The organism is Mesorhizobium sp. RCC_202 (genome assembly GCF_041355295.1).
Classification (GTDB): Bacteria; Pseudomonadota; Alphaproteobacteria; order Rhizobiales; family Rhizobiaceae; genus Mesorhizobium.
On record NZ_JBFUPO010000001.1, the window covers coordinates 811261 to 832355 of the forward strand.

A 21095-nucleotide genomic window follows, 5' to 3' on the forward strand; every position below is an offset into this window, starting at 1 on the left:
TTGGAAATGCCGTAATGATCAGATGCCCTTGAGGTCGCCCGCGGCGACGACAGGGCCGGTCGGCTGGCCGGTCGGCGAACCACCCGTCGGCTCGAGGCTGACGGCGAGCACCGCGCCTTGCGCGAGCTTTTGCTGGACGGCGGGCGTGACAGCGACGCGCGCGGTCTGGCCGGCGGGGATGACGCCCATCGATACAGGCGCATTCTTGCCTTCGATCATCCAGAGCTCGAAATCCTTGCCGGCGCCACGGTCGCCGGAGACCAGCGACAGGCCGACCTCGTGACGGGCCGCGTCATAGACTGCGAGGTATTTGACATTGCTGTTGTCGGCGGCGAGCGATGCGACCAGCCTGGTCTCGGCCTGCGGCGCCGGCGGGTTCACATAAGGCAAAGCGACATAGACGGCCAAAGCGGCGATCGCGGCGGCGGCAAGACCACGCCAGAAGGCCAGGCTCGACCACATGCCGGCGCTCGGCGCGGCGGATGTGGCGGCAGAAGATGCAAACAGCCGGCGGTCGATCGCCACCTTGACGGAGGCCGGCGGCTCGACCGCGGCATAGGCGGACGCCATCGGCGCGAAGTGGACCTCCCAGCCATCGACCAGACCGGCGAACGCCGTTTCGGTATCGATGCGGCGGGAAGCGATCTGGCGCTCGTCGGCTGCCAGAACGCCGAGAACGTATTCGGCGGCGAGCAGGTCGTCGCCTCCACGTTCCGGTCCGTTGTCCTCTGCCAGCGTCATCTTTCCAGACATTCTCTAAGTTTCAGCAGGCTTCGCCGCAGCCAAGTCCGCATCGTGTTCAGCGGTACGTTGTGACGTTCCGCCAGCTCGGCATAGCTTTCGCCGTTCAGATAGGCGCCCCGGACGGCCGCCGCCCGGTCTTTTTCCAATTCGTCGAGGCAATGGTAGATGCGTTCGGTTTCGCCGCCCGCCACAGCCATGGCCTCGGGTCCCGGCGTCGGATCGGCGACGTCGAGGGCTGCATCGATGTTGGCAGAAGGACTGCGCCGCACCCGAATGCGATCAATCGCATGGTTGCGAGCAATGGCCACCAGCCAGGAAATCGGGCTCAGATCGGAAACCGCGAAACGATCCGCCTTCGTCCAGACTTTGACGAAGACCTCCTGCAGCGCTTCTTCCGCATCTCCCCGATCCTTCAATACACGAAGGCAGACGCCAAAAAGTTTCGAGCTGGTCTGCTTATAGAGCAGATCGAACGCAGCCCGGTCCTTCATCGAAGTCCGGACGATCAGCTTGCTGATGTCCTGCGGCGCCATGGAGGCAAATTAGAAGATTATGATTTATTTGCAACGGGTCAGCGGATGTTGTCCACGAAAGGTCGTCATCGAGCTGCGAAGCGGTTTGGGCGGTCTTTATTGGCGCGTCGCCCAACCTGCCGCCGTGGGGCGTTTCACCGAAACGGCGAAGCGATCCAACTCTTTTCTTGCGCAATTCCGGGTGGAAAACCGCTCACACTTTTCCTCGAATTGCTCTAGCCTTTTTCAAAACGAGGGAATGGCGATGTCGGTCGAGCGCGTGCTTTGGGAACAGGATGCGACCGGCCTCGCCGATCTCGTGCATCGAAACGAAATTTCACCCGAGGAGCTGGTCGACGCGGCGATCGCGCGCGCCGAGGCGACAAGGCCCGACATCAACGCCATAGCCACACCGCTTTATGAAGCCGCGCGAGGCCGGGCCAGGACAATCGACCGTCAGCTGCCGCTGGCTGGCGTGCCGTTCGCGCTGAAGGATCTCGGCATCGGCATCAAGGGCGTACCGATCCATGGCGGCAGCCGCGTCGCGCCGTTCACGGCCGATTTCAACTCGGTGATGGTCGAACGCTACCTTGCCGCCGGCCTTATCCCGATCGCCACCAGCACGACCCCCGAGCACGGGTTGCGGCTGATGACGGAGTCTGCCCGTTTCGGCATCACGCGCAGCCCGTGGAACACCGGCCACACGACCGGCGGCTCGTCCGGCGGCTCGGCGGCGCTGGTCGCGGCGGGCGTGGTGCCTGTCGCCCATGCCTCCGACGGTGGGGGCTCGATCCGCGTGCCTTCGGCCTGCAGCGGGCTGGTGGGCTTAAAGACCTCGCGTGGCCGGGTGCCGCTGACGCCGCTGATCAGCGAGAGCTGGTATGGCATGGTCGTCGACCATGCCGTCAGCCGCTCGGTGCGCGACACGGCGCTGCTGCTCGATCTCACCCACGGCGCCGACCCGCTGTCGCCTTATGCGGCGCGCCTGCCGCAGGGCACGTTCGCGGCAGCCGCGGCGCGTGACCCCGGCAAGCTCAGCCTTGCCGTCTACCGCAAATCGCCGCTCGGCCTGCCGATCTCCGCGGAGACGATTGCCGCGCTCGACACGGCGGTGGCGCTGGCGCGCGAGGGCGGCCACACCGTCGAAGAGATCGACCTCCCCTTTATCGGCCGCGACTTCTTCGCCGACTTCTGCAAGACGGTCGGCTCGGCCGTTGCCGGCACGATGCGCGGCGAGGCGGAGCGCCTGGGGCGGCCGGTGACCGGCGAGGTCGAGCGCGCGACGCGCGTGCTCAGCCGTCTCGGCGAGATGCTCTCGGCCGGCGAAGTCTATGACGGGCTGCAGCGGCTTCACGCTACAGCACGCCAACTGATAGCGGAGACCGCGCGCTACGACGCGGTGCTGATGCCGATCATCGCGCATCCGCCGCTGGCCTGCGGCTCGATGGACCCGCAGGGCGCGGACGAGCTCATCGAGAATCTGCTCGACAAATTGCGTCTCACCAGCCTGCTCAAGGTCAAGGCGCTGTTTGGCCAGCTGATGGACAAGAGTCTTTGGTTCACGCACTGGCCGGCGATCCAGAATGTCAGCGGCCAGCCTTCGATCGCCCTGCCGGTGCATGTCACCGCTGCCGGCCTGCCGCTCGGCATCCAGGCCGCGGGCCGGCCCGGCGACGAGGAAACGCTGCTTTCGCTCGCCGCGCAAATGGAGAAGATTTCCGGATGGCTGACGCGCCGGGCGCCACTCAAGGTGCCGGCCTAGAACAGTCGGCCAGATTTCATCATTGTGACCGCAAAGCCGTTTGCGGCCTGCGGCAATTCCCGCTAAGAGGCCGCCACCCTTGCCAGTCAGGAAACCAGACCGATGACGGACATTGCCGCCACCGCCGAAATGCAGGCCGCGCTGCTTTCCAGGGCGCTGCCCTACATGCAGCGCTACGAGCACAAGACGGTGGTGGTGAAATATGGCGGCCATGCCATGGGCGACATCGAGCTCGGCAAGGCCTTCGCCCGCGACATCGCGCTTTTGAAGCAGTCCGGCGTCAACCCGATCGTCGTGCATGGCGGCGGGCCGCAGATCGGCGCGATGCTCTCCAAGATGGGCATCGAATCCAAGTTCGAGGGCGGCCTGCGCGTCACCGACCAGAAGACGGTCGAGATCGTCGAGATGGTGCTGGCCGGCTCGATCAACAAGGAGATCGTGGCGCTGATCAACGCCGAGGGCGAATGGGCGATCGGGCTGTGCGGCAAGGACGGCAACATGGTGTTTGCCGAAAAGGCGCGCAAGACGATGATCGACCCGGATTCCAACATCGAGCGGGTGCTCGATCTCGGCTTTGTCGGCGAGCCGGTCGAAGTCGACCGCACGCTGCTCGACCTGCTGGCACGCTCGGAGATGATTCCGGTGCTGGCGCCGGTGGCGCCCGGCCGCGACGGCCACACCTACAACATCAACGCCGACACCTTCGCCGGCGCCATTGCCGGCGCCTGCCAGGCGACGCGCCTGCTCTTCCTCACCGACGTGCCCGGCGTGCTCGACAAGAACAAGAAGCTGATCGACGAGCTGACGGTGGCCGAAGCCAAGGCGCTAATCAAGGATGGCACCGTGTCGGGCGGCATGATCCCCAAGGTCGAGACCTGCATCGAGGCGATCGAACGCGGTGTCGAAGGCGTCGTCATCCTCAACGGCAAAACGCCACACTCGGTGCTGCTCGAGCTGTTCACCGAGCACGGCGCCGGCACGCTGATCGTTCCGTAACAGTAGAGGCATAGTTAGCCGGCTAATCTTCTTTCTTTCGCTAGGCCCTGACCTTCGATAACAGGCGCGGTCGGTTTGCGCGGCTGGCGCCGAACGATCATCGATTCCTCCTCGGTATCCTGCGGCGCGCCCCAGAATTCGGCTAATGTCGGGCCGCCCGTCACGCGGCGGTCGGTGACCAGAAAACCCCAGACCTCGCGGAACCAGACGCGGCGGCCCATCTTGGTGTACCAGCGCATCGAATGGCGCTGCACGGGATCGGGGTGAAACAGGATGCGCGCCAGCGCCTTCGGCCTGGATTGCACGGCGACTTCGATGAGCTTGACCGCGAAGAACAGCATCCACGGCTTCAGCCTCGTCATATGCATCACCTGATGCTTGTAGTCCCAAAGACGCACATCCTTCTGGATCACCTTGCGGTCGCGGGCGATGCGGAAGAACGGCGTCCAGCGATGCGGCGTGACATAGAGCGCCTGGATCTGATCGGGGTCATAAGCGAGAAGCTGGCGAAAGCCGCGCCAGAGATCGCTGAGCGTCTCGTCCTCGAAGCCGGCAACCCAGGTCGCCATCGACAGGATGCCGTGCTGCCTGAGCAGCCGGATCGCCTCGCGGTCGGATTTCGTACTGCCGCCCTTGCGGATCAAGGACAGCGTTTCCTCGTCGGTGTTCTCCATGCCGAGCAGCCAGCGGATGACGCCTGCCTTGCGATAGAGATCGAGGATATCGGCATCGCGCACGATGTCGTCGGCGCGGGTCGAGCCGACGATCAGCACCGGCACGTTCTCGGCGATCATGGCATCGAGAAACGCCCGCCACGCCTTCTTCGAGGATGTCGGGTTCTCGTCGGCAAGGTTGATCAGCTCGACGCCGTGCTGACGATGCAGCCAGGCTATCTCCCTGGCGAACTTGACCGGGTCGCGATGGCGCCAACGGGTCCAGAAACCGCGCTGGCCGCAATAGTTGCACAGATGCGGGCAGCCGCGCGAAAACTGCATGACGACCGCCCGCTTGCCGCCCCAATAAGAGTAGCGGCGATGGTCGATCAGCTCCCAGCCGACGCGGTAGGCGTCGAGGTCGCCAATGGTCATCGCCGGCTGCGTCGCGGCCGGACGCCCGAGGTCGTCGCGATAGGCGATGCCGGCGACGCTCGCCAGCGGCTGGCGCATTTCGATGGCCTCGACCAGCGCCGTCAACGTCGCCTCGCCCTCGCCGCGCACGATGAAGTCGAAGACGTTCGTCTCGGTGAGGATGTCGCGCCAATGATAGGTCGGGAAGACGCCGCCATAGATGACGATGACCCCTGGCGCGCGTGCCTTGATCATCCCGGCGATGCTGAGCGCCGTAGGATGCGCCGAGGTCGAACCGGAATGGCCGATGAGGACGAAGTCCGGATCGCCGCTCAGGGCGTCGTCGACAAGCGAGGAGAGCGGCATCGGCCCGAATTCGGCATCGACCAGCCGCACCGCATGGCCGGAATCGATCAGCGGACCGCCGATCGCCAGCAGGCCGAGCGGCGGCAGATGGTCGTCCGGCACGCGGCTGCCGATGGCGGTGTGCGGCGGGTTGATCAGCACGATGTTCATGGTGGACCTCCAGACTGGTCCACCGGTGATAGTTGCCGATGACGAGGCCGCCTTGGCGCGATTGCGCAGTTTCCAAGCAGCTTTCCCGGAGATTTCCGATCCGAGCCCCGGAGTACCCTTACCGCTTCAAATGCGCCAGCGGCACGTGGCCCGGCCCCTTGATATTCTGCAGGACGAGCTGGGTGTGGACGTCGCGCACGCCGGGCAGCCGCATCAGCCGGTGCATGACGAAGGCGTTCAAATCGTCCACCGACGGCACCAGGACATGCAGCAGGAAATCATGGTCGCCGGTCATCGTCCAGCAGGACGAGACCTCGTCCATGCGTTGCACGGCGGCAATGAAGCTTTCCGGCGAGCCGTCGCTATGGCTCACCAGCCGGACCTGGACGAAGACCTCGACGGTGAGGCCGACGGCGCGGCGACTGAGCACGGCGGCAAAGCCCTGGATGATGCCGGTTTCCTGAAGCGCGTCGAAGCGGCGGGCGCATGGCGTGGTCGACAGGCCGATCTCCTGCGCCAGCTCCGACACGGGCTTGCGCCCATCGCGCTGCAGGATGTCGAGCATCTTGATCTCGAATTCATCGAATTGAGGCATATTTTCTCGATCCACTGTTAGAGTGAGTGTCTTTACCTCAGAATCGGCTTGCAGGCCAGAAACAAGGCTGATTTGCCTCGCCAGGAGCCGCTAAGTTTCTCTTCACGATCCGAGGATCACGATCTCGAGGAGGAAATGATGACGATGAGCGTTGCCGACTATGCCCGCGACTGCGCGGCGCAAGGGCTGCGCGGCGACTATTCGGTCTGCCGCAGCGATTTCACGGTGGCTCAAGGATACAATTACTCATCCGAGGAGCAGGCGGTGTGGCGCACGCTCTGCGACCGCCAAACCAGGCTGACGCAGAAGCTGGCGCACCGCTCCTACCTCGACGGCGTCGCCTCGCTCGGCCTGCTCGACCGGATCCCGGACTTCGACGAAGTGAGCGAGAAGCTCACCAGGCTGACCGGCTGGGAGATTGTCGCCGTGCCTGGCCTGATCCCGGCCGGCCCGTTTTTCGATCATCTCGCCAACCGCCGCTTCCCGGTCACCAACTGGCTGCGGACGCGCGGAGAGCTCGACTACATCGTCGAGCCGGACATGTTCCACGACTTCTTCGGCCATGTGCCGATCCTGACCCAGCCGGTGTTTGCCGATTTCATGCAGATGTATGGCCGGAAGGCCGAGGACGTGATTGCGCTCGGCGGCGACGAGATGATCACCCGGCTCTACTGGTATAGCGCCGAGTATGGCCTGATCCAGGAACCCGGCCAGCCGCTGAAGGCGTTCGGCGCCGGGCTGATGTCGTCTTTCACCGAACTGCAGTTCGCGGTCGACAGCAAGGACGCGCACCATGTGCCGTTCAAGCTCGAGACGGTGATGCGCACCGGCTATGAGATCGACAAGTTCCAGCGCGCCTATTTCGTGCTGCCGTCCTTCGACGTGCTGCGCGACGCCTTCGGCAACGCCGACCTCGCCGGCATCGTTAGCCGGTTCAAGGGCCAGCCGGCGCTCGATCCGGCCACCGTATAAGGTCGGTTATCGCCCAATCGGCCTTCGGGAGTGGTTCAGCGGCCAGACAGATTGCTGAACCGCTTTCAGCTTTTCCAGGCAGGCCGTCAGCCAGCCTCCTCCGGTTCAGCCTTGAGCCGCGCCAGCTGTTCGTTCTGCAGCGCAAGGGCGGCGGTCACGAAACGCAACACCGTGGCCAGCTCGGCATCGCTGAAACCGGCGAGCAGTTTTTGCCCTTCGCGGGCGATCGGGCCGTAGTAGCGATCGGCGAATTTCCTGGTGGTTTCGGTCTGCTCGATGACCACCTTGCGCCTGTCTTCCAGGCTGCGGGTGCGGGTCAGCATGCCGCGTGCCTCAAGCCTGTCGATCAGCGACGTCACCGCCGCCGGCGTCAAGCCGGTGGCGATCGCGATTGCACCAGCCGATTGCGGGCCGGTCTGCAAAAGGCCGAGGCAGAGCCGCTCGGCCATGCCCAGGCCGAGCTTGGCCCCGACCGCCTCGTCATAGGACTGCGTCGCATCCTGCCAGCGCATGATGGCGGCCCCGATGGCCGCATCCATTTCGGCACGATTCACGCTTGACGATTTTACTTCGATCATCTAACTATCATTTTGTCTAACATTAAGACGACATCAATAATATGCGGCCGCCCTGCCCTTCTTGGCAAGACCCAACTGCCGCCGCCAACACGGAGACTACAAAAATGTTCGATACCCAGACCCGCGCCCCGCTGACCCCGGCCGAAGAATACAGCTACGCCAAGCTGGCGATGGAATGGTATGGCTGGGGCTCGCCGATCGGCCTTGGCATCCTGCTGGTTTGCCTGGCGGCGACGGCCGTGCTGCTGCGTATCGCCATCTTCGGCTTCTGAGCCCGGCTTGCCAATAGCGGCCGGCTCGGCCCTTGCTTTTGACGAGGCAAGCCAAGCGTGGCCGGTTGAAGTTGATTGGGCTCGACCGGCGCGCCGGCAGGAATGTCCCGTTCGTCCGCGATCCCGCAATTGCGACCGAAGTCGGAGGTCGCAGCGCATTGGTCCCTAGGCTGAAACATATGGCCTGTTATTCCATTTGGCATCAGACAGGCGAATATGAGTCCCTTCATTCGTCGGTTAACCGAACACCCGCCACATCGAACATTGGCGGGTGTTCGGATGTTTTCCGGGAGACGCGCGTGCAGCTTGGCAAGATCATTGCAAACCTATGTGCCGCCATCCTGGCAGCATGCTGCCTCGCCACCGTGTTCCTGCTGGCCGGAAAGCCTCTCTGGCCGGACAACAAAGCGAAGATGGTTGTCCTCCTGCCGCGCGATGCCATGACCACGGCATCAATACCGGGACCAAGTCACCCACGTTTGCCGGATAGCGTTGACGCCGGACTTCTGCAGGCCAGGCCGCAGTAACCGGCGCGAGGCCAAATGCCGGCGTCAAACGGCGATCACCTTGCTTAGATGATCGCCCAAGCGGCAGGCGAGCGCGGTGATGGTCGTCGTCGGATTGCACTGGCCTGACGTGCAGAACACCGACGAGCCGCCGACATAGAGATTGTCCATGCCGTGCACCTTGCAATTGGCGTCCACGACGCTCTTCAAAACATCGGTGCCCATACGGGTGCCACCCATATGATGGTAACCGGCGGTCTCCTCATCGGTCGGGTAATCGTCGCCATTGCTGATCCAGTCGGCGATGCGCACGCGGCCGAGATTCTTCTGCGCCAAGGTGATTCCGAACAGCCGCAGCCCTTCAAGCAAGGTGCGGTGCTCGAGCGGCGACTTCTTCCAATGCAGTTCGATGCGCGGCACGCCGGCATGGTCGACATCGGTCTTCGACAATTCGACCTGGTTGGAGGCGAGCGGCGCCTGTTCCCAGGCGACGTAAAGCTGGGCCGCGCAGCGCAGGTTCTGGTCGAGCTTCGAGGACATCCATTCCGCCATGTCGGGCGCCGTGCAGGCGAGGTCGGCGATCAGCCGCTTGACGTTCGGATAAGGCGTCTCGATCAGGCGGATGCCAAAATTCAGGATCTCGAGCCGCTCCATCGCCGCCAGCGTCGGCGAGAAGAACGCCTCGCTGGAGGCATCGACCTCGAACTCGTTGTAATTGGCCAGAACGGCATTGCCGCCCTCGAAGGTCGGATGCTCCATCCAGTAGCGGCCAAGCGCTGCCGCATTCGGCACGACACCGCCATTGCAACGCTGGTTCGACCACAAAAGCAGCCGCGAATTCTCCAGCCCGCCGGTGCAGGTGATAAAATAATCCGCCGTGAATGTGCCGGCGTCCCCGGTGGACCACAGCTTTGCGCCGGTGACGCGTTTGCCGTCGCCGACGAGTTCGGTGGCGTAGGTGTTGAGCACGACGGCGATGTTCTTGCTCTGGTCGAGTTCGTCGGCGAACTTTTCGCCGAAGCGCACGGCCGGGCTCTTGATCAATTGCACCCAGCGAATGTCGTCTGAAACCGACACATCCGGGCGAAAGGCAGGCAGCTCCAATATGTCGTGCACTTCGCCGAGATAGGGCTCGATGTCGGCGCGGCTGATCGGCCAGCCGGTGTCGGGCGCCCAGGCCTTGGGCTCGAAGTCCTGCTTGTCGAGCACGCGGCACCAGCCGGCCCAGTGGTTCGACGAGCCGCCCATGAAGCGCAGCCGGGCTACGTCGAGATCGAAATAGTAATCGCCGACCGTCTTGCCGCGGTAGAAATCCTGGGACTCGTCGCTGAATTCGCGCGAGCCGGCCTCGAGCACGACCACCGGAATGCCGGCGGCGCCGAGCTTTCTGGCGATCGTGGTGCCGGCCGGGCCGGAACCGAGAATGCAGGCCTTCGGCTTGAAGCCGGCCTGCTTATAGGCTTCGTAACTATCGAAGATCATGCGAGGTCACTCCGCCTCAGTATCCAGCCATTGACCTCGACGATCTCATTGGGGCCGACAGCGGCCGGCTGGCCGCGGAAGAGCGACAGCATAGGCAGTGCGATAAGCGCCTGCACGAGCGCGCGGCGCGACATTTTCTTTATGATATGGCTCATGACACGTCTTTCGATGGGGCTTCGATCCACGCATGCGATTCCCTGAACGGCACACGCACCGCCGGGCAGGCCAATTCCATGCCAAACCTAGATGAAAACCCCATTACACGGGTAAGTTTAGCCCGGTTGAATATGGACATGGTTAGGACTTTGCTAACGCGCGCTGGCCATGGCGATATGTTGCCTTGGTCAAGCTGCTTCCGAGATATCGCGATCGAGGATCGAGAGGTTGCGGCCGCGATGCTTGGCTTCGTAGAGCCGGCGGTCGGCCGCGCGCATCAGCTCCGACACGGTGGCGCTCTCGCCACAGGTGATGCCGCCGATCGAAACGGTGAGCGGCACCAGGCGCTCATCGACGGGTCGAAACCGGATCAGCTCGACTTCGCGGCGGATGCGCTCGGCGACACGTCTCGCTTCCGGCTCGGTGGCGCCGATCAGGAAGGCCGCGAACTCCTCGCCGCCGATGCGACCGAGCACGTCGCCAGCGCGCACGCCGCGCTCGATGGCGCGCGCGATCAAGAGCAAGGCGTCGTCGCCGGTCAGGTGGCCGAAATTGTCGTTGACCGTCTTGAAGTGGTCCGCGTCGATGATGAGCAGCGCGCCGCGGTCGGCCTTTCGGCGCGAGCCGTCAAGCGAGGCGAAGAAGGTCTCGCGGTTGAGCATGCCCGTCATGTCGTCACGGCTCGCCTTCTCGGACAGACGCCTGTGGGCGGCGGCAAGCTGGGCGTGAGCGCGGGCCAGATCGCGATGTGCATTCTTCAGCCGGTCGCTTTGCCAGAAAGTGCCGGCGCTGGCGACCCAGGCAAGCATCAGCGGGCAAAGGGTCGATGTCAGCCAGACGATGCGGCTGATGGGAAAGCCCATTGCCGGAATCACAATGAGCGTCAATAAAAGCGAGACGGCGACCGAAGCAAACGCCACGGCCGCGGACTTCAAAATTATGCCACTCATCGCTTGCTCCCAACGGACTGCTTCTGTGCCAGCAAGCGCTAAAGGCGACCTTTCCGAGACGTCTAAAATTTGATCTGAGACGCCATTTTCACACTTCGTGACCCGCAGAAGTTGTGGATAAACTCGTTGTCGGCATGCCATAAGAAAATCATGACAACGACACCCGATCCCGCCCGCTTCGCCCATGTCACGGACTGGGTCTTCGATCTCGACAACACGCTCTACCCGCATCATTCGAATCTGTTCGCGCAGATCGACGTGAAGATGACCGCTTATGTCGGCGAGCTGCTGACTTTGTCGCGCGAGGATGCGCGCAAGCTGCAGAAGGAACTCTACCTGGAATACGGCACGACGCTGAACGGGTTGATGACGCGCCACGGCATCGATCCCGACGATTTTCTCGAGAAGGTGCACGACATCGATTATTCCTGGCTGGTGCCCGATCCGCTGCTCGGCGCTGCCATCCGCCAGCTTCCCGGCCGCAAGTTCATCTTCACCAATGGCGACCGCAGGCATGCCGAGCGCACGGCGCGGCAGCTCGGCATACTCGAGCATTTCGACGCCATCTTCGACATCGTGGCGGCGGGGCTCAACCCCAAGCCGGCGCGCCAGACCTATGAACGGTTCGCCGCGCTGCACTCGGTCACCGGCCACAACGCGGTGATGTTCGAGGATCTGGCGCGCAATCTTTCGGTGCCGAAATCGCTCGGCATGACGACGGTGCTGGTGGTGCCGCGCAATTTCGAACCGACCTTCTCCGAGATCTGGGAGCGCGATCCGACGAATGAAGACGACGTCGATTTCGTTACCGACGATCTTGCGGGGTTTCTCACGGCGATTGTGGAGAAGGGATAGGGAACTGAGGAACTGAAGAACTGGGGAGTTGGTGAGAGGGCTGAAGAAGCTTCTTCCTCAGTTCCCCAGGTCTATTCCCCTAACTTGTAGAAGCGGCGGATGATGTCCCAGGCTTCGTCGGCCGTGTCGACGAAGTCGATGATGTCCTGGTCGCCGGGCGAAATCGTGCCCTGCTCGGCCAGGAAATCGAGATCGATCGCCCTTTGCCAGAACGCTTTGCCGAACAGGATCACCGGCACACGCTCCATGCGGCCGGTCTGGATCAAGGTCAGCGTCTCGAAGAACTCGTCCATGGTGCCGAAGCCGCCCGGAAACACCGCGACGGCCTTGGCGCGCATGACGAAGTGCATTTTGCGGATCGCGAAATAGTGAAAGTTGAAGCACAGCTCCGGCGTCACATAGACGTTGGGCGCCTGCTCATGCGGCAGCACGATGTTCAAGCCGATCGACGGCGCGCCGACGTCGTCGGCGCCGCGATTGCCCGCTTCCATCACGCCGGGGCCGCCGCCAGTGATGACGACGAACTCCCGATAATAGGAGGTCGCCGACTGCTGCGAGCAGAGACGGGCGAATTTGCGCGCCTCCTCATAGTATTTGCTGTTGGCCTCGAGGTTTTTCTTCTGCGTCTCGTTCTTCGCCGCCCAAGCCTCGCCGCCCGGCTCGGGCAGCCTGGCGCCGCCGAACAGAATGACCGTGGACTGGATGCCGCGCTCGGCCAGAATCATCTCGGGCTTGAGCAGTTCCAATTGCAGGCGCACCGGGCGCAGCTCGCGCCGCGTCATGAAGTCCGGATCGTTCCACGCCAGCCGGTAGGTGTCGGCGCGCGTCTGCGGCGTGTCGGGCACGCTTTTTGCCCGCTCCAGATCCTCGTCTGAATGCGGCAGCGGCGTCCAGCCCGCCTTTTCCATGGGAGTCATTCGATCCACCCGTCCTAATTCCCTTAACTGCGCCGCCCCGTGACGCAACCGCGATTGACCCTATCCAAGCCTTCACATAGGGTCCGCGCGATTTCAAAACAGGTTAAGGCGCAGCCCTTAACAGCTTTGTAATGGAGCAATTTCATGTCGAAGCCCGATCTGGCGAGCCTCGAACAGACCATCGAGAAGGCGTTCGAGGAGCGCGATACGATTTCGACCGCGACCCGCGGCGAAACGCGCGACGCCATCCAGTCGGCGCTCGACCTGCTCGACCGCGGCACGGTGCGCGTCGCCGAGCGGCAGAATGACGGCAAGTGGCATGTCAACCAGTGGCTGAAGAAGGCGGTGCTGCTCTCCTTCCGCCTGAACCCTATGGAGATCATCAAGGGCGGTCCGGGACAGGCGGTCTGGTGGGACAAGGTGCCGTCGAAATTCGACGGCTGGAGCGCCGTAGACTTCGAGAAGGCGGGCTTCCGCGCCGTGCCGTCCTCGATCGTGCGCCGCTCGGCCTATGTCGCGCCGGGCGCGGTGCTGATGCCGTCCTTCGTCAATGTCGGCGCCTATGTCGATACCGGCACCATGGTCGATACCTGGGCTTCGGTCGGCTCCTGCGCCCAGATCGGCAAGAACGTGCATCTGTCCGGCGGCGTGGGCATCGGCGGCGTGCTGGAACCGATGCAGGCCGGCCCGACCATCATCGAGGACAATTGCTTCATCGGCGCGCGCTCCGAGGTGGTCGAAGGCTGCATCGTGCGCGAAGGCTCGGTGCTCGGCATGGGTGTCTTCATCGGCCAGTCGACCAAGATCGTCGACCGTGCCACCGGCGAGGTTTTTTACGGCGAAGTGCCGCCGAATTCCGTCGTCGTCGCCGGCTCGATGCCGGGCAAGAATTTTCCCAACAACGAGCCCGGCCCCGGTCTCTACTGCGCCGTCATCGTCAAGCGCGTCGATGCCAAGACCCGCTCCAAGACGTCGATCAACGAATTGCTGCGCGACTGACCGGGCTGAACTGATTGTCCGACAAACCGCAACTTTTATGGCTTTTCTTCGGTCTCTCGGGGCGGCTCGCCCCGAGCGCCTATTTCCTTGCCGGTCTTTTGCTCGTGATCGCACAAGGGCTCCCGCTCTATCATTTTACGCTGGCGGAGCCGGGAAGCTCAGCCGACCGCGGCTGGGCGCAGATTCTGGTTTTCGTCGTGCTGCTGACCTGGTGGCCATCCTTCGCGCTGGCGGCAAAGCGATTCCACGATTTCGGCAAGCCGACCTACTACGCACTGCTTTCCCTGATCTTCACGCCGCTGGTGCTGCTGGTTCTCGCCTGTTTCCGCAGCGATCCCGGGCCGAACCAGTATGGCAGGCGCAGCAACGCGCCGGCCGATGGCTAAGGCCGGGCCACGATGCGCTACCGCACGCTCGATCCGCAACTGATAATCGAGACGGCCGAAAGGCTGGAAGGGCGGGTCGGCGAGCGTTTTCCCGAAGCTGGCCTGCGTGGCGTGGCGGCGGAGCTGGTGTCGCTGTCGCGTGACCTTGCCAAGGCGGCCAAGGACCTGGAAGCGCCGATCTGGTGGCTGCGCGGCGCCATCATCGCCGCCTTCATGGCCGGCGTCGCCGTGTTCCTGTTCGTCGGCACGATCCTGCCGCTCGACCGCATTTCGGGCGCCGACGACGCGGTGCAGTCGATGCAAGGCATCGAGGCGACGATCAACACCGTGATCCTGGCCGTGCTCGGCTTTCTGGCGCTGGTGCGCACCGAGGAACGTATCAAGCGCAAGAAAGTGTTCCGCCAGTTGCATGGGCTACGCTCGCTGATCCATGTCATCGACATGCATCAGCTGACCAAGGATCCGGCGACGCTGTCGGCCGACTTCAAACCGACATCGCAGTCGCCGCGGCGCATCACCAATGCGGCCGATCTCGCGCGCTATCTCGACTATTGCTCGGAGATGCTGTCGATCACCGGGAAGATCGCCGCGCTGTTCGCGCAATCGGTCAATGACGATGTCGTCATCGATGGCGTCAACGACATCGAGAATTTGAGCTCCAACCTGTCGCGCAAGATCTGGCAGAAGATCACGCTGATCGAGGAGCGGCGTTAGATCTCTTTGTTCCAACGCAATTTCGGACGGAAGGTTCGGCGAAGTCGCCGAACTTAACCGCTTCAGACTTTTCCTCAAATTGCTCCAAAGGCTTGCGGCGTGAGGCCCGGCGGCCGCGTTTTTCCGCTTCTGCTTGACGCACCAGCGCGATGACGCGTTCGATGGTCGGCGTTGGCGTGCCTGTCTGCCTTGCCAGGCGCAGCACCGCGCCCTGCAATTCGTCGATCTCGGTCGGGCGGCCGCGCTTGAGATCGTCCCACATCGAGGCCCGCGCCCGCGGGTCGATCGCCAGCATGCGCCGCGCCAGAATTCCAAACAGCCAGTCCGGCAACCGCAGCACCTTGGGCAGCAGCGACGGCGGCAAGCCGGTGATCCGGGCAGGCTGGATGCCCGACGCCTTCATCGCGGCGAGCGCCTCGTCGATCTGGGCGGCCAGGATGACGCGCCAGCTTCGCTCGGCGAGCTGCTTTGCCAGCGGCAGGTCGGATAGCGCCACCAGCGCGTTGTTGAGGTTCATCAACAGCTTGCTCCACTGCACCGCCTTCATGTCGGTGCGCGCTTCGACGGCAAGCCCTTCGACATTGAGCAGATCGACGAGGCCCGCGACACCGTCATCGATCATCACCTCGCCCTGGCTGGCGCGATGGACGCGAAACGGCACCTCGCCGTCCGCCGACTGGATGACGTTGAACAGCACCATGCCGGTCAGCACGCGCAGGTCCGGCAGGACGGCGCGCAGCCTGACGGCATTGTCGACGCCATTTTGCAGGCTGATCACAATGGCGTCGGCCCGCCCGTGAGCGGCGATCAGCTGCGCCATTTCGTCGGTTCCACCGCTTTTGACCGTCACCAGGATGATGTCGGCCTCGCGCAACGCCGTCGGCGGATCGTCGGTGAGCGTGATCGCCTGTGCGCCGATGCGGCGATCGAGCCCGTCGAGATCGCTGACGCGAAGCCCGTCCTTGCGCATCGTCTCCAGAATGTGGCCGCGACCGAGGAAGATCACCTTGCGTCCGGCCAGCGTCAGGCAGCCGCCGACATAACAGCCAATGCTGCCGGCGCCGGCAATCGCGATCGTCTTGCCTTCGTCGGCCATGCAATCATCCTCACCCGGTTCGAGACTTGCCCCGATGCATATCGTTTCCCAGAACCGCACGCACTTCCGGGCGACATGCATCATACGCCACGAAAACCATATTGTCGGCGACATGGTCGGTGACCATCTGCCACCGTGACAGGTCAAACGCTTTCGACTATCGCTTTGGCCATGACATTGCCGACCGACCCCGCCGCAAACCTTGCTGCCCTGATCCGCTGCCCGTCCGTGACGCCCGCCGAAGGCGGAGCGCTTGGCGCGCTGGAGGATATGCTGAAGCCGCTCGGCTTCGCGGTCGAGCGCCCGGTGTTTTCAGACGACGGCACGCCGGACATCGAAAATCTCTATGCGCGGCGCTCGGGCAACGGCCCGCATCTGATGTTTGCCGGCCATACCGATGTCGTGCCGGTCGGCGACGAAGCCGCCTGGACGCATCCGCCCTTCGCAGCCGAGATCGCCGATGGCCAGATGTATGGCCGCGGCACCGTCGACATGAAGGGCGGCATCGCCTGCTTCATCGCCGCGGTGGCGCGGCACGTCGAGAAGAATGGCGGTCCGAAAGGCTCGGTTTCGCTGCTGATCACCGGCGACGAAGAGGGACCGGCGATCAACGGCACCACCAAGCTGCTCGAATGGGCGGCCGCCAAGGGCGAGAAGTGGGATGCCTCGATCGTCGGCGAACCGACCAACCCCGATGCGCTCGGCGACATGATCAAGATCGGCCGGCGCGGCTCGCTGTCGGGCAGCGTCATCGTCCATGGCCGCCAGGGCCATGCCGCCTATCCGCAGCTTGCCGACAATCCGGTGCGCGGATTGATCGGTCTGGTCGATGCGTTGCTCCATCCGGTGTTCGACAAGGGAACGAAGGATTTCCAGGCCACCAATCTGGAAGTGACATCGATCGACGTCGGCAACCCGGCGACCAATGTCATCCCGGCCAAGGCGACAGCCACCTTCAACATCCGCTTCAACGACACCTGGACAGCCGAAACGGTCCAGGCCGAGATCCACAACCGCCTCGACCAGGCGGCAAGGCGCAAGAAATATCGGCCGGGCAAGAAGACGGCGGTGGAGTACGAGCTTGTCTGGCGCGACCGGCCGAGCCATGTCTTCCTGACTCGGGACGACAAGCTGATCGACACGTTGACGAGCTCGATCGCATCCACCGTCGGCAAGACGCCGGCGCTCTCGACCTCCGGCGGCACGTCCGACGCCCGCTTCATCAAGGACTATTGCCCGGTGGTCGAGTTCGGCCTGGTCGGCAAGACCATGCATATGGTCGACGAGCGGGTGGCACTCGCTGATCTCGAGACACTGACGCGCATTTACGAACGCTTCATCGAAGACTGGTTCGCACAGGATCTGGCGTAGCCCATGCTGTCAGGTGATGAAACCCATGCCTCGCTGGTCGGCGCCTGGCAGCTGATGTTCGGCAAGAGCGACGGTCTGCGCCTGCTTAACCTTTCAGCGGACGGTTTCTGGAATTCCTTCTTCGCCATCGTCGTCGCGGCGCCGGCGCTGATCGTCGGCTGGGTGGAACTGGCCAATGAGATCGGCGATCCGAATGCTTTCGCCGGCCGACTCGGCATGCTGGTGAGATTGGCTACCGTCGACATCGGCTCCTGGGTGCTGCCGCTCGTGGCGCTGGCACTGGTCGCACCGCGCGCCGGCATAGGCGGGCGCTTTGTCCATTATGTCGTCGCTTCGAACTGGGCATCGGCGATCATTGCCTGGCTGATGCTGCCGTCGGCGCTGATCAGGCTGGTGCTGTCTTCGACAAACGAGGTCAGCAGCGGGGTGTCGTTCGTCTTGTTCCTGCTTTCCATGGTGCTGACCTGGCGGATGACAAACGCGACCATCGGCAAGGGCGCCGCCGTCGGCACCGCCGTTTTCGTCGGGATGTTCGTTGCTTCGCTGCTCGTGCTGTTTGGATTGCAGGCGCTGCTCGGCATCAACATACCGGATGGCACGACGAGCTGATCTTTCCTAAGCTGACATCGGTCTTTCAATTCATTTGACGGCCCGGTATGATAAATTCATACCGCCTCTCAGGAGGGAGTCATATGTCCACCATCGAAAAACGCACCTTCAGTCTGCCAGCCGAGCAAGCCGCCTTCATCGATGAGCTTGTGCGCTCGGGCGCTTATGCAACCAGCAGCGAGGTTATCCGCGCGGGACTTCGCGCCCTGCAGGAGCGGGACGCCGCTGTAGAGCGTTGGCTACGTGAGGAGGTCATTCCGACCTATGATTCGTGGAAGGCTGATCCGGGCAAAGGCATCTCGCCAGAGGAAATGGCCGAGCGGGCCCGCAAGCGCCATGAGGGCTATTCCAAGGGGAAACCGTGAGGCGTCGGGCTGTTGTCTACACGCCAGATGCCGGCAACGATCTCGATCGTATCTACAACACCATTGCGGAAGCCAGCAGTGCCATCACAGCTGACCGCTATGATCGCCGCATAAGGGCGTTCTGCGAGCGTCTCGAATATGGCTCTGAACGTGGCACCAAACGTGATGATGTGCGGCCGGATCTCCGCATCGTCGGGTTTGAGCGCCGCATAACCGTGGCGTTCGTGGTTGAACCGGACCGGGTTGTAATCTTGCGCGTGTTCTATGGCGGGGCCAATTGGTCAGACGAACTACCCGAGGACAATCTCGGCTAATCGTTCTTCAGACGCCGTCCGGATAATCGACACCCACCAGAAACAGCCCATCGGGTGGCGCCACCTGGCCGCAGGCGGCACGGTCGCGCGCTTCCAAAGCCGCCTTGAGGTCGGCTGCATTCCACGAGCCGTCGCCGATGCGCCTTAACGAGCCGACCATCGAACGCACCTGATTGTGCAGAAACGAGCGCGCCGAGGTGCGCACCTCGATGAGATCGCCAGCGCGGCTGACATCGAGCTGGACCAGCGTGCGCACCGGGCTTTCGGCCTGGCACTGCGTGGAGCGGAAGGTGGTGAAATCGTGCCTACCGAGCAGCACCTTCGCCGCGTCGTGCATGGCCTCGGCGTCGAGGCGCTTCGGCACCCACCAGACCTTGCCCTTTTCCAACGCCGAGGGCGCCCGGCGATTGAGGATGCGGTAAAGATAGTGGCGGCCGGTGGCGGAAAAGCGCGCGTCGAAGCCGTCGGCGACGATCGCGGCCTTGAGGATGGCGACGCGTGCGCCGGCCGCCTGCAGATGGGCGTTGACGGCGTCGCGCACCTTGTCGCCCGGCCAGTCCCTGGCGAGGTCGACATGCGCGACCTGCGCGGTGGCGTGCACGCCGGCATCGGTGCGGCCGGCGGCGCGCAGCCTTACTGTTTGGCCGCAGAATTTTTCGACGGCCTGCTCGATCGCCTGCTGCACCGAGGGTTGGTCGGCCTGATGCTGCCAGCCGGCGAACTGGCTGCCGTCATATTCGATATCGAGACGAAAACGCGGCATGCCAGCTGGGCTTTCGCGCTCGCCTAGGCGGCGAGCGCGGTGAAGGCCGAAGCGTAGACAAGCTTGCCGGTCTCGGGCGCATCGGTCCAGGCGAGCGCCTGCAGCGCGACACCCTGATACTCGCTCTCGAACTTTTCGGCGCGGGCGTGGGTGTAGCCGAAGCGGCCGTAATAGGCCGGATCGCCCAGCACCACGGCCAGCGTCTCGCCGGCATCCTTGAGGCGAATGTGCGCCTCGCGGATCAGCGCGCCGCCGATGCCGGTGCCGTGGAAGGATGGCTCGACAGCCAGCGGCGCCAGCGCAACCGCCGTGAACTGCTTACCGCCATTCTGTACGAACAGCCTGGAAAACAGGATGTGGCCGACGACCTGGCCGTCTTCCTCGGCAACCAATTCAACGACGGCGTCGCCGCCATTGATCAGGGCGTCGACCAGGCCGGCTTCCGCCTGCTGGCCGAAGGCATGCTCTTCGACGAGGCGGATCGCCTCGCGGTCCCGCGGCGTTGCCGCGCGTATCGACATCATGCTCATGTGAGTTTCATTCCTTTTTCGATCTTGGCCCCGCGCAGAAACTCCTGCGCGGCGGCGGGCTTTCCGCCCGCCCGTTGAACTTCGACCAGCCTAACCGCGCCTGCCCCGCAAGCGACCGTCAGCCGGTCATCGAGAATTCCTCCCGACTCGCCGACGCCATCCGAGAGCGTCGAGCGAAGCAGTTTCAGCCGCTCCATGCGGCCGCCAATGTCGACCTCGCACCACGCGCCCGGAAAGGGCGAGAGGCCGCGAATGTGGTTATGGACTTCGCCAGAAGGCCGCGTCCAGTCTACGCGCGTTTCCGATTTATCGATCTTTCGCGCATAGGTCACCCCCGCCGTTGCCTGTTGGGTAAATGTCAGACAATTTATCCCCAACTGCGCGAGCGCTTCCACCATCAGCGAAGCGCCAATCGCCATCAGGCGGTCATGCAATTCACCGGCGGTGATATCGGGTGCGATGGCGCATTTTTCAACCAAAGCCACCGGACCGGTGTCCAAACCTTCTTCCATGCGCATCACCATCATGCCGGTCTCGGCATCGCCGGCCATGATGGCGCGATGGATGGGAGCAGCACCACGCCAGCGTGGCAAAAGCGAGGCGTGGCCGTTGAGGCAGCCGAGCCTGGGCGCGTCCAGAACGGCTTTCGGCAGCAGCAAACCATAGGCAACGACGACGGCGACATCGGCCCGCAAGGCGGCAAAGGCCTGCTGCTCGGCTTCGCCCTTGAGCGACGTCGGCGTCCGCACCTCGATGCCCAGCCGCTCAGCCCCGCGCTGTACCGGGGAAGGCGTCAGTTCCAGCCCGCGCCGGCCGGCGGCGCGCGGCGGCTGGGTGTAGACGGCGGCAATCTCATGGCCGGCCTCGACGATGGCGCGCAAGGTCGGCACGGAGAAATCCGGCGTGCCCATGAAGATGACGCGAAGCGGCATGACGTTCTGCGATCCTGTTCTCGTGCCTGAAATGCCAAGCCTGCTAGAGCAGTTCAGCGTTTCCTGGAACCGCTGACCTGCTCTAACTCTTTGTTTTTACGCAATTCCGGACAGAAAACCGCTGTGCACTTTTCCT

The 21095-nt window shown here is 63.5% G+C and carries 27 protein-coding genes; 14 read left to right on the forward strand and 13 right to left on the reverse strand.

Annotation, left to right across the window (positions count from 1 at the left end; genetic code table 11):
• Positions 1–18 precede the first annotated feature (18 nt).
• Positions 19–741: an anti-sigma factor domain-containing protein gene (locus AB6802_RS03765; RefSeq protein ID WP_371008780.1), complete on the reverse strand. Its 723-nt coding sequence runs from the start codon at positions 739–741 to the stop codon at positions 19–21.
• Positions 738–1277, reverse strand: coding sequence for a sigma-70 family RNA polymerase sigma factor (locus tag AB6802_RS03770; RefSeq protein ID WP_371008661.1), 540 nt, complete (start codon positions 1275–1277; stop codon positions 738–740). The genes AB6802_RS03765 and AB6802_RS03770 overlap by 4 nt, the downstream gene beginning before the upstream one ends.
• 244 nt (positions 1278–1521) lie before the next feature.
• On the opposite strand from AB6802_RS03770, the gene AB6802_RS03775 reads away from it, so the two are divergent.
• Both AB6802_RS03775 and argB read left to right on the forward strand, forming a co-directional pair.
• Positions 1522–3018: an amidase gene (locus AB6802_RS03775; protein ID WP_371008662.1), complete on the forward strand. Its 1497-nt coding sequence runs from the start codon at positions 1522–1524 to the stop codon at positions 3016–3018.
• Positions 3019–3120: 102 nt separating this feature from the next.
• A complete protein-coding gene (gene argB, locus AB6802_RS03780) occupies positions 3121–4014 on the forward strand; it encodes an acetylglutamate kinase (RefSeq protein ID WP_371008663.1) in 894 nt (297 codons plus the stop codon).
• A 14-nt stretch (positions 4015–4028) separates the two neighbouring features.
• Here the strand turns inward: argB and bchE are convergent, their stop codons facing one another.
• Positions 4029–5597, reverse strand: a complete 1569-nt coding sequence (gene bchE, locus AB6802_RS03785; protein ID WP_371008664.1) for a magnesium-protoporphyrin IX monomethyl ester anaerobic oxidative cyclase — start codon at positions 5595–5597, stop codon at positions 4029–4031.
• Between the two features lie 118 nt (positions 5598–5715).
• Positions 5716–6192 (reverse strand): Lrp/AsnC family transcriptional regulator, encoded by a 477-nt coding sequence (locus AB6802_RS03790; RefSeq protein WP_371008665.1) that lies wholly within the window; start codon positions 6190–6192, stop codon positions 5716–5718.
• Positions 6193–6327: 135 nt separating this feature from the next.
• Between AB6802_RS03790 and phhA the strand changes: the two genes are divergently transcribed.
• Positions 6328–7164, forward strand: coding sequence for a phenylalanine 4-monooxygenase (phhA, locus tag AB6802_RS03795; RefSeq protein ID WP_371008666.1), 837 nt, complete (start codon positions 6328–6330; stop codon positions 7162–7164).
• A gap of 86 nt (positions 7165–7250) precedes the next feature.
• On the opposite strand, the gene AB6802_RS03800 is transcribed toward phhA, so the two are convergent.
• Positions 7251–7742, reverse strand: a complete 492-nt coding sequence (locus tag AB6802_RS03800; RefSeq protein ID WP_371008667.1) for a MarR family winged helix-turn-helix transcriptional regulator — start codon at positions 7740–7742, stop codon at positions 7251–7253.
• A gap of 104 nt (positions 7743–7846) precedes the next feature.
• Here AB6802_RS03800 and AB6802_RS03805 point away from each other — a divergent pair, with 104 nt between their 5' ends.
• Positions 7847–8014: a hypothetical protein gene (locus AB6802_RS03805; RefSeq protein WP_371008668.1), complete on the forward strand. Its 168-nt coding sequence runs from the start codon at positions 7847–7849 to the stop codon at positions 8012–8014.
• 299 nt (positions 8015–8313) lie between these two features.
• Positions 8314–8541, forward strand: coding sequence for a polymerase (locus AB6802_RS03810; RefSeq protein WP_371008669.1), 228 nt, complete (start codon positions 8314–8316; stop codon positions 8539–8541).
• Positions 8542–8565: 24 nt separating this feature from the next.
• Here AB6802_RS03810 and AB6802_RS03815 read toward each other — a convergent pair whose 3' ends face one another.
• From AB6802_RS03815 to AB6802_RS03825, 3 genes are all read right to left on the reverse strand, one after another.
• Positions 8566–10002 carry a GMC oxidoreductase gene (locus AB6802_RS03815; RefSeq protein WP_371008670.1) on the reverse strand — a complete coding sequence of 479 codons (1437 nt, stop codon included), beginning with the start codon at positions 10000–10002 and terminating at the stop codon, positions 8566–8568.
• Positions 9999–10157: a hypothetical protein gene (locus tag AB6802_RS03820; protein ID WP_371008671.1), complete on the reverse strand. Its 159-nt coding sequence runs from the start codon at positions 10155–10157 to the stop codon at positions 9999–10001. Before AB6802_RS03820 ends, AB6802_RS03815 begins: the two co-directional genes overlap by 4 nt.
• 189 nt (positions 10158–10346) lie before the next feature.
• Complete coding sequence (locus AB6802_RS03825) at positions 10347–11108, reverse strand: GGDEF domain-containing protein (protein ID WP_371008672.1); 762 nt, start codon at positions 11106–11108, stop codon at positions 10347–10349.
• Positions 11109–11258: 150 nt separating this feature from the next.
• Between AB6802_RS03825 and AB6802_RS03830 the strand changes: the two genes are divergently transcribed.
• The gene (locus AB6802_RS03830; protein WP_371008673.1) at positions 11259–11963 is read left to right on the forward strand and encodes a pyrimidine 5'-nucleotidase; all 705 of its coding nucleotides are present in this window, start codon (positions 11259–11261) and stop codon (positions 11961–11963) included.
• Between the two features lie 71 nt (positions 11964–12034).
• On the opposite strand, the gene AB6802_RS03835 is transcribed toward AB6802_RS03830, so the two are convergent.
• Positions 12035–12880 carry an LOG family protein gene (locus AB6802_RS03835; RefSeq protein ID WP_371008674.1) on the reverse strand — a complete coding sequence of 282 codons (846 nt, stop codon included), beginning with the start codon at positions 12878–12880 and terminating at the stop codon, positions 12035–12037.
• 144 nt (positions 12881–13024) lie between these two features.
• Here AB6802_RS03835 and dapD point away from each other — a divergent pair, with 144 nt between their 5' ends.
• Genes dapD through AB6802_RS03850 form a run of 3 tightly spaced genes read left to right on the forward strand, consistent with a single transcriptional unit; the run spans position 13025 to position 14979 of the window.
• Positions 13025–13879: a 2,3,4,5-tetrahydropyridine-2,6-dicarboxylate N-succinyltransferase gene (dapD, locus tag AB6802_RS03840; RefSeq protein ID WP_371008675.1), complete on the forward strand. Its 855-nt coding sequence runs from the start codon at positions 13025–13027 to the stop codon at positions 13877–13879.
• A gap of 14 nt (positions 13880–13893) precedes the next feature.
• Entirely contained in the window at positions 13894–14265 is a 372-nt protein-coding gene (locus AB6802_RS03845; protein WP_371008676.1) for a DUF805 domain-containing protein, read from the forward strand.
• A 12-nt stretch (positions 14266–14277) separates the two neighbouring features.
• Entirely contained in the window at positions 14278–14979 is a 702-nt protein-coding gene (locus tag AB6802_RS03850; protein ID WP_371008677.1) for a hypothetical protein, read from the forward strand.
• Here the strand turns inward: AB6802_RS03850 and AB6802_RS03855 are convergent.
• Complete coding sequence (locus tag AB6802_RS03855; protein ID WP_371008678.1) at positions 14954–16075, reverse strand: 2-dehydropantoate 2-reductase; 1122 nt, start codon at positions 16073–16075, stop codon at positions 14954–14956. The two genes, AB6802_RS03850 and AB6802_RS03855, sit on opposite strands and share 26 nt — an antisense overlap.
• Before the next feature lie 171 nt (positions 16076–16246).
• Between AB6802_RS03855 and dapE the strand changes: the two genes are divergently transcribed.
• From dapE to AB6802_RS03875, 4 genes are all read left to right on the forward strand, one after another.
• Positions 16247–17446 carry a succinyl-diaminopimelate desuccinylase gene (gene dapE, locus AB6802_RS03860; protein WP_371008680.1) on the forward strand — a complete coding sequence of 400 codons (1200 nt, stop codon included), beginning with the start codon at positions 16247–16249 and terminating at the stop codon, positions 17444–17446.
• 3 nt (positions 17447–17449) lie between these two features.
• A complete protein-coding gene (locus AB6802_RS03865) occupies positions 17450–18055 on the forward strand; it encodes a transporter (RefSeq protein WP_371008681.1) in 606 nt (201 codons plus the stop codon).
• An 83-nt stretch (positions 18056–18138) separates the two neighbouring features.
• Positions 18139–18420: a type II toxin-antitoxin system ParD family antitoxin gene (locus AB6802_RS03870; protein WP_371008683.1), complete on the forward strand. Its 282-nt coding sequence runs from the start codon at positions 18139–18141 to the stop codon at positions 18418–18420.
• The gene (locus AB6802_RS03875; RefSeq protein ID WP_371008684.1) at positions 18417–18734 is read left to right on the forward strand and encodes a type II toxin-antitoxin system RelE/ParE family toxin; all 318 of its coding nucleotides are present in this window, start codon (positions 18417–18419) and stop codon (positions 18732–18734) included. Before AB6802_RS03870 ends, AB6802_RS03875 begins: the two co-directional genes overlap by 4 nt.
• Before the next feature lie 7 nt (positions 18735–18741).
• Here AB6802_RS03875 and truA read toward each other — a convergent pair whose 3' ends face one another.
• From truA to fmt, 3 genes are read right to left on the reverse strand one after another with little or no spacing between them, the layout of a single operon-like run.
• Entirely contained in the window at positions 18742–19497 is a 756-nt protein-coding gene (gene truA, locus AB6802_RS03880) for a tRNA pseudouridine(38-40) synthase TruA (protein WP_371008686.1), read from the reverse strand.
• Between the two features lie 23 nt (positions 19498–19520).
• On the reverse strand, positions 19521–20027 hold the full coding sequence (locus tag AB6802_RS03885) for a GNAT family N-acetyltransferase (protein ID WP_371008688.1): 507 nt from the start codon (positions 20025–20027) through the stop codon (positions 19521–19523).
• The gene (fmt, locus tag AB6802_RS03890; RefSeq protein ID WP_371008689.1) at positions 20024–20959 is read right to left on the reverse strand and encodes a methionyl-tRNA formyltransferase; all 936 of its coding nucleotides are present in this window, start codon (positions 20957–20959) and stop codon (positions 20024–20026) included. The genes AB6802_RS03885 and fmt overlap by 4 nt, the downstream gene beginning before the upstream one ends.
• Between fmt and AB6802_RS03895 the strand changes: the two genes are divergently transcribed.
• Complete coding sequence (locus tag AB6802_RS03895) at positions 20898–21035, forward strand: hypothetical protein (RefSeq protein ID WP_371008788.1); 138 nt, start codon at positions 20898–20900, stop codon at positions 21033–21035. The two genes, fmt and AB6802_RS03895, sit on opposite strands and share 62 nt — an antisense overlap.
• Positions 21036–21095 lie beyond the last annotated feature (60 nt).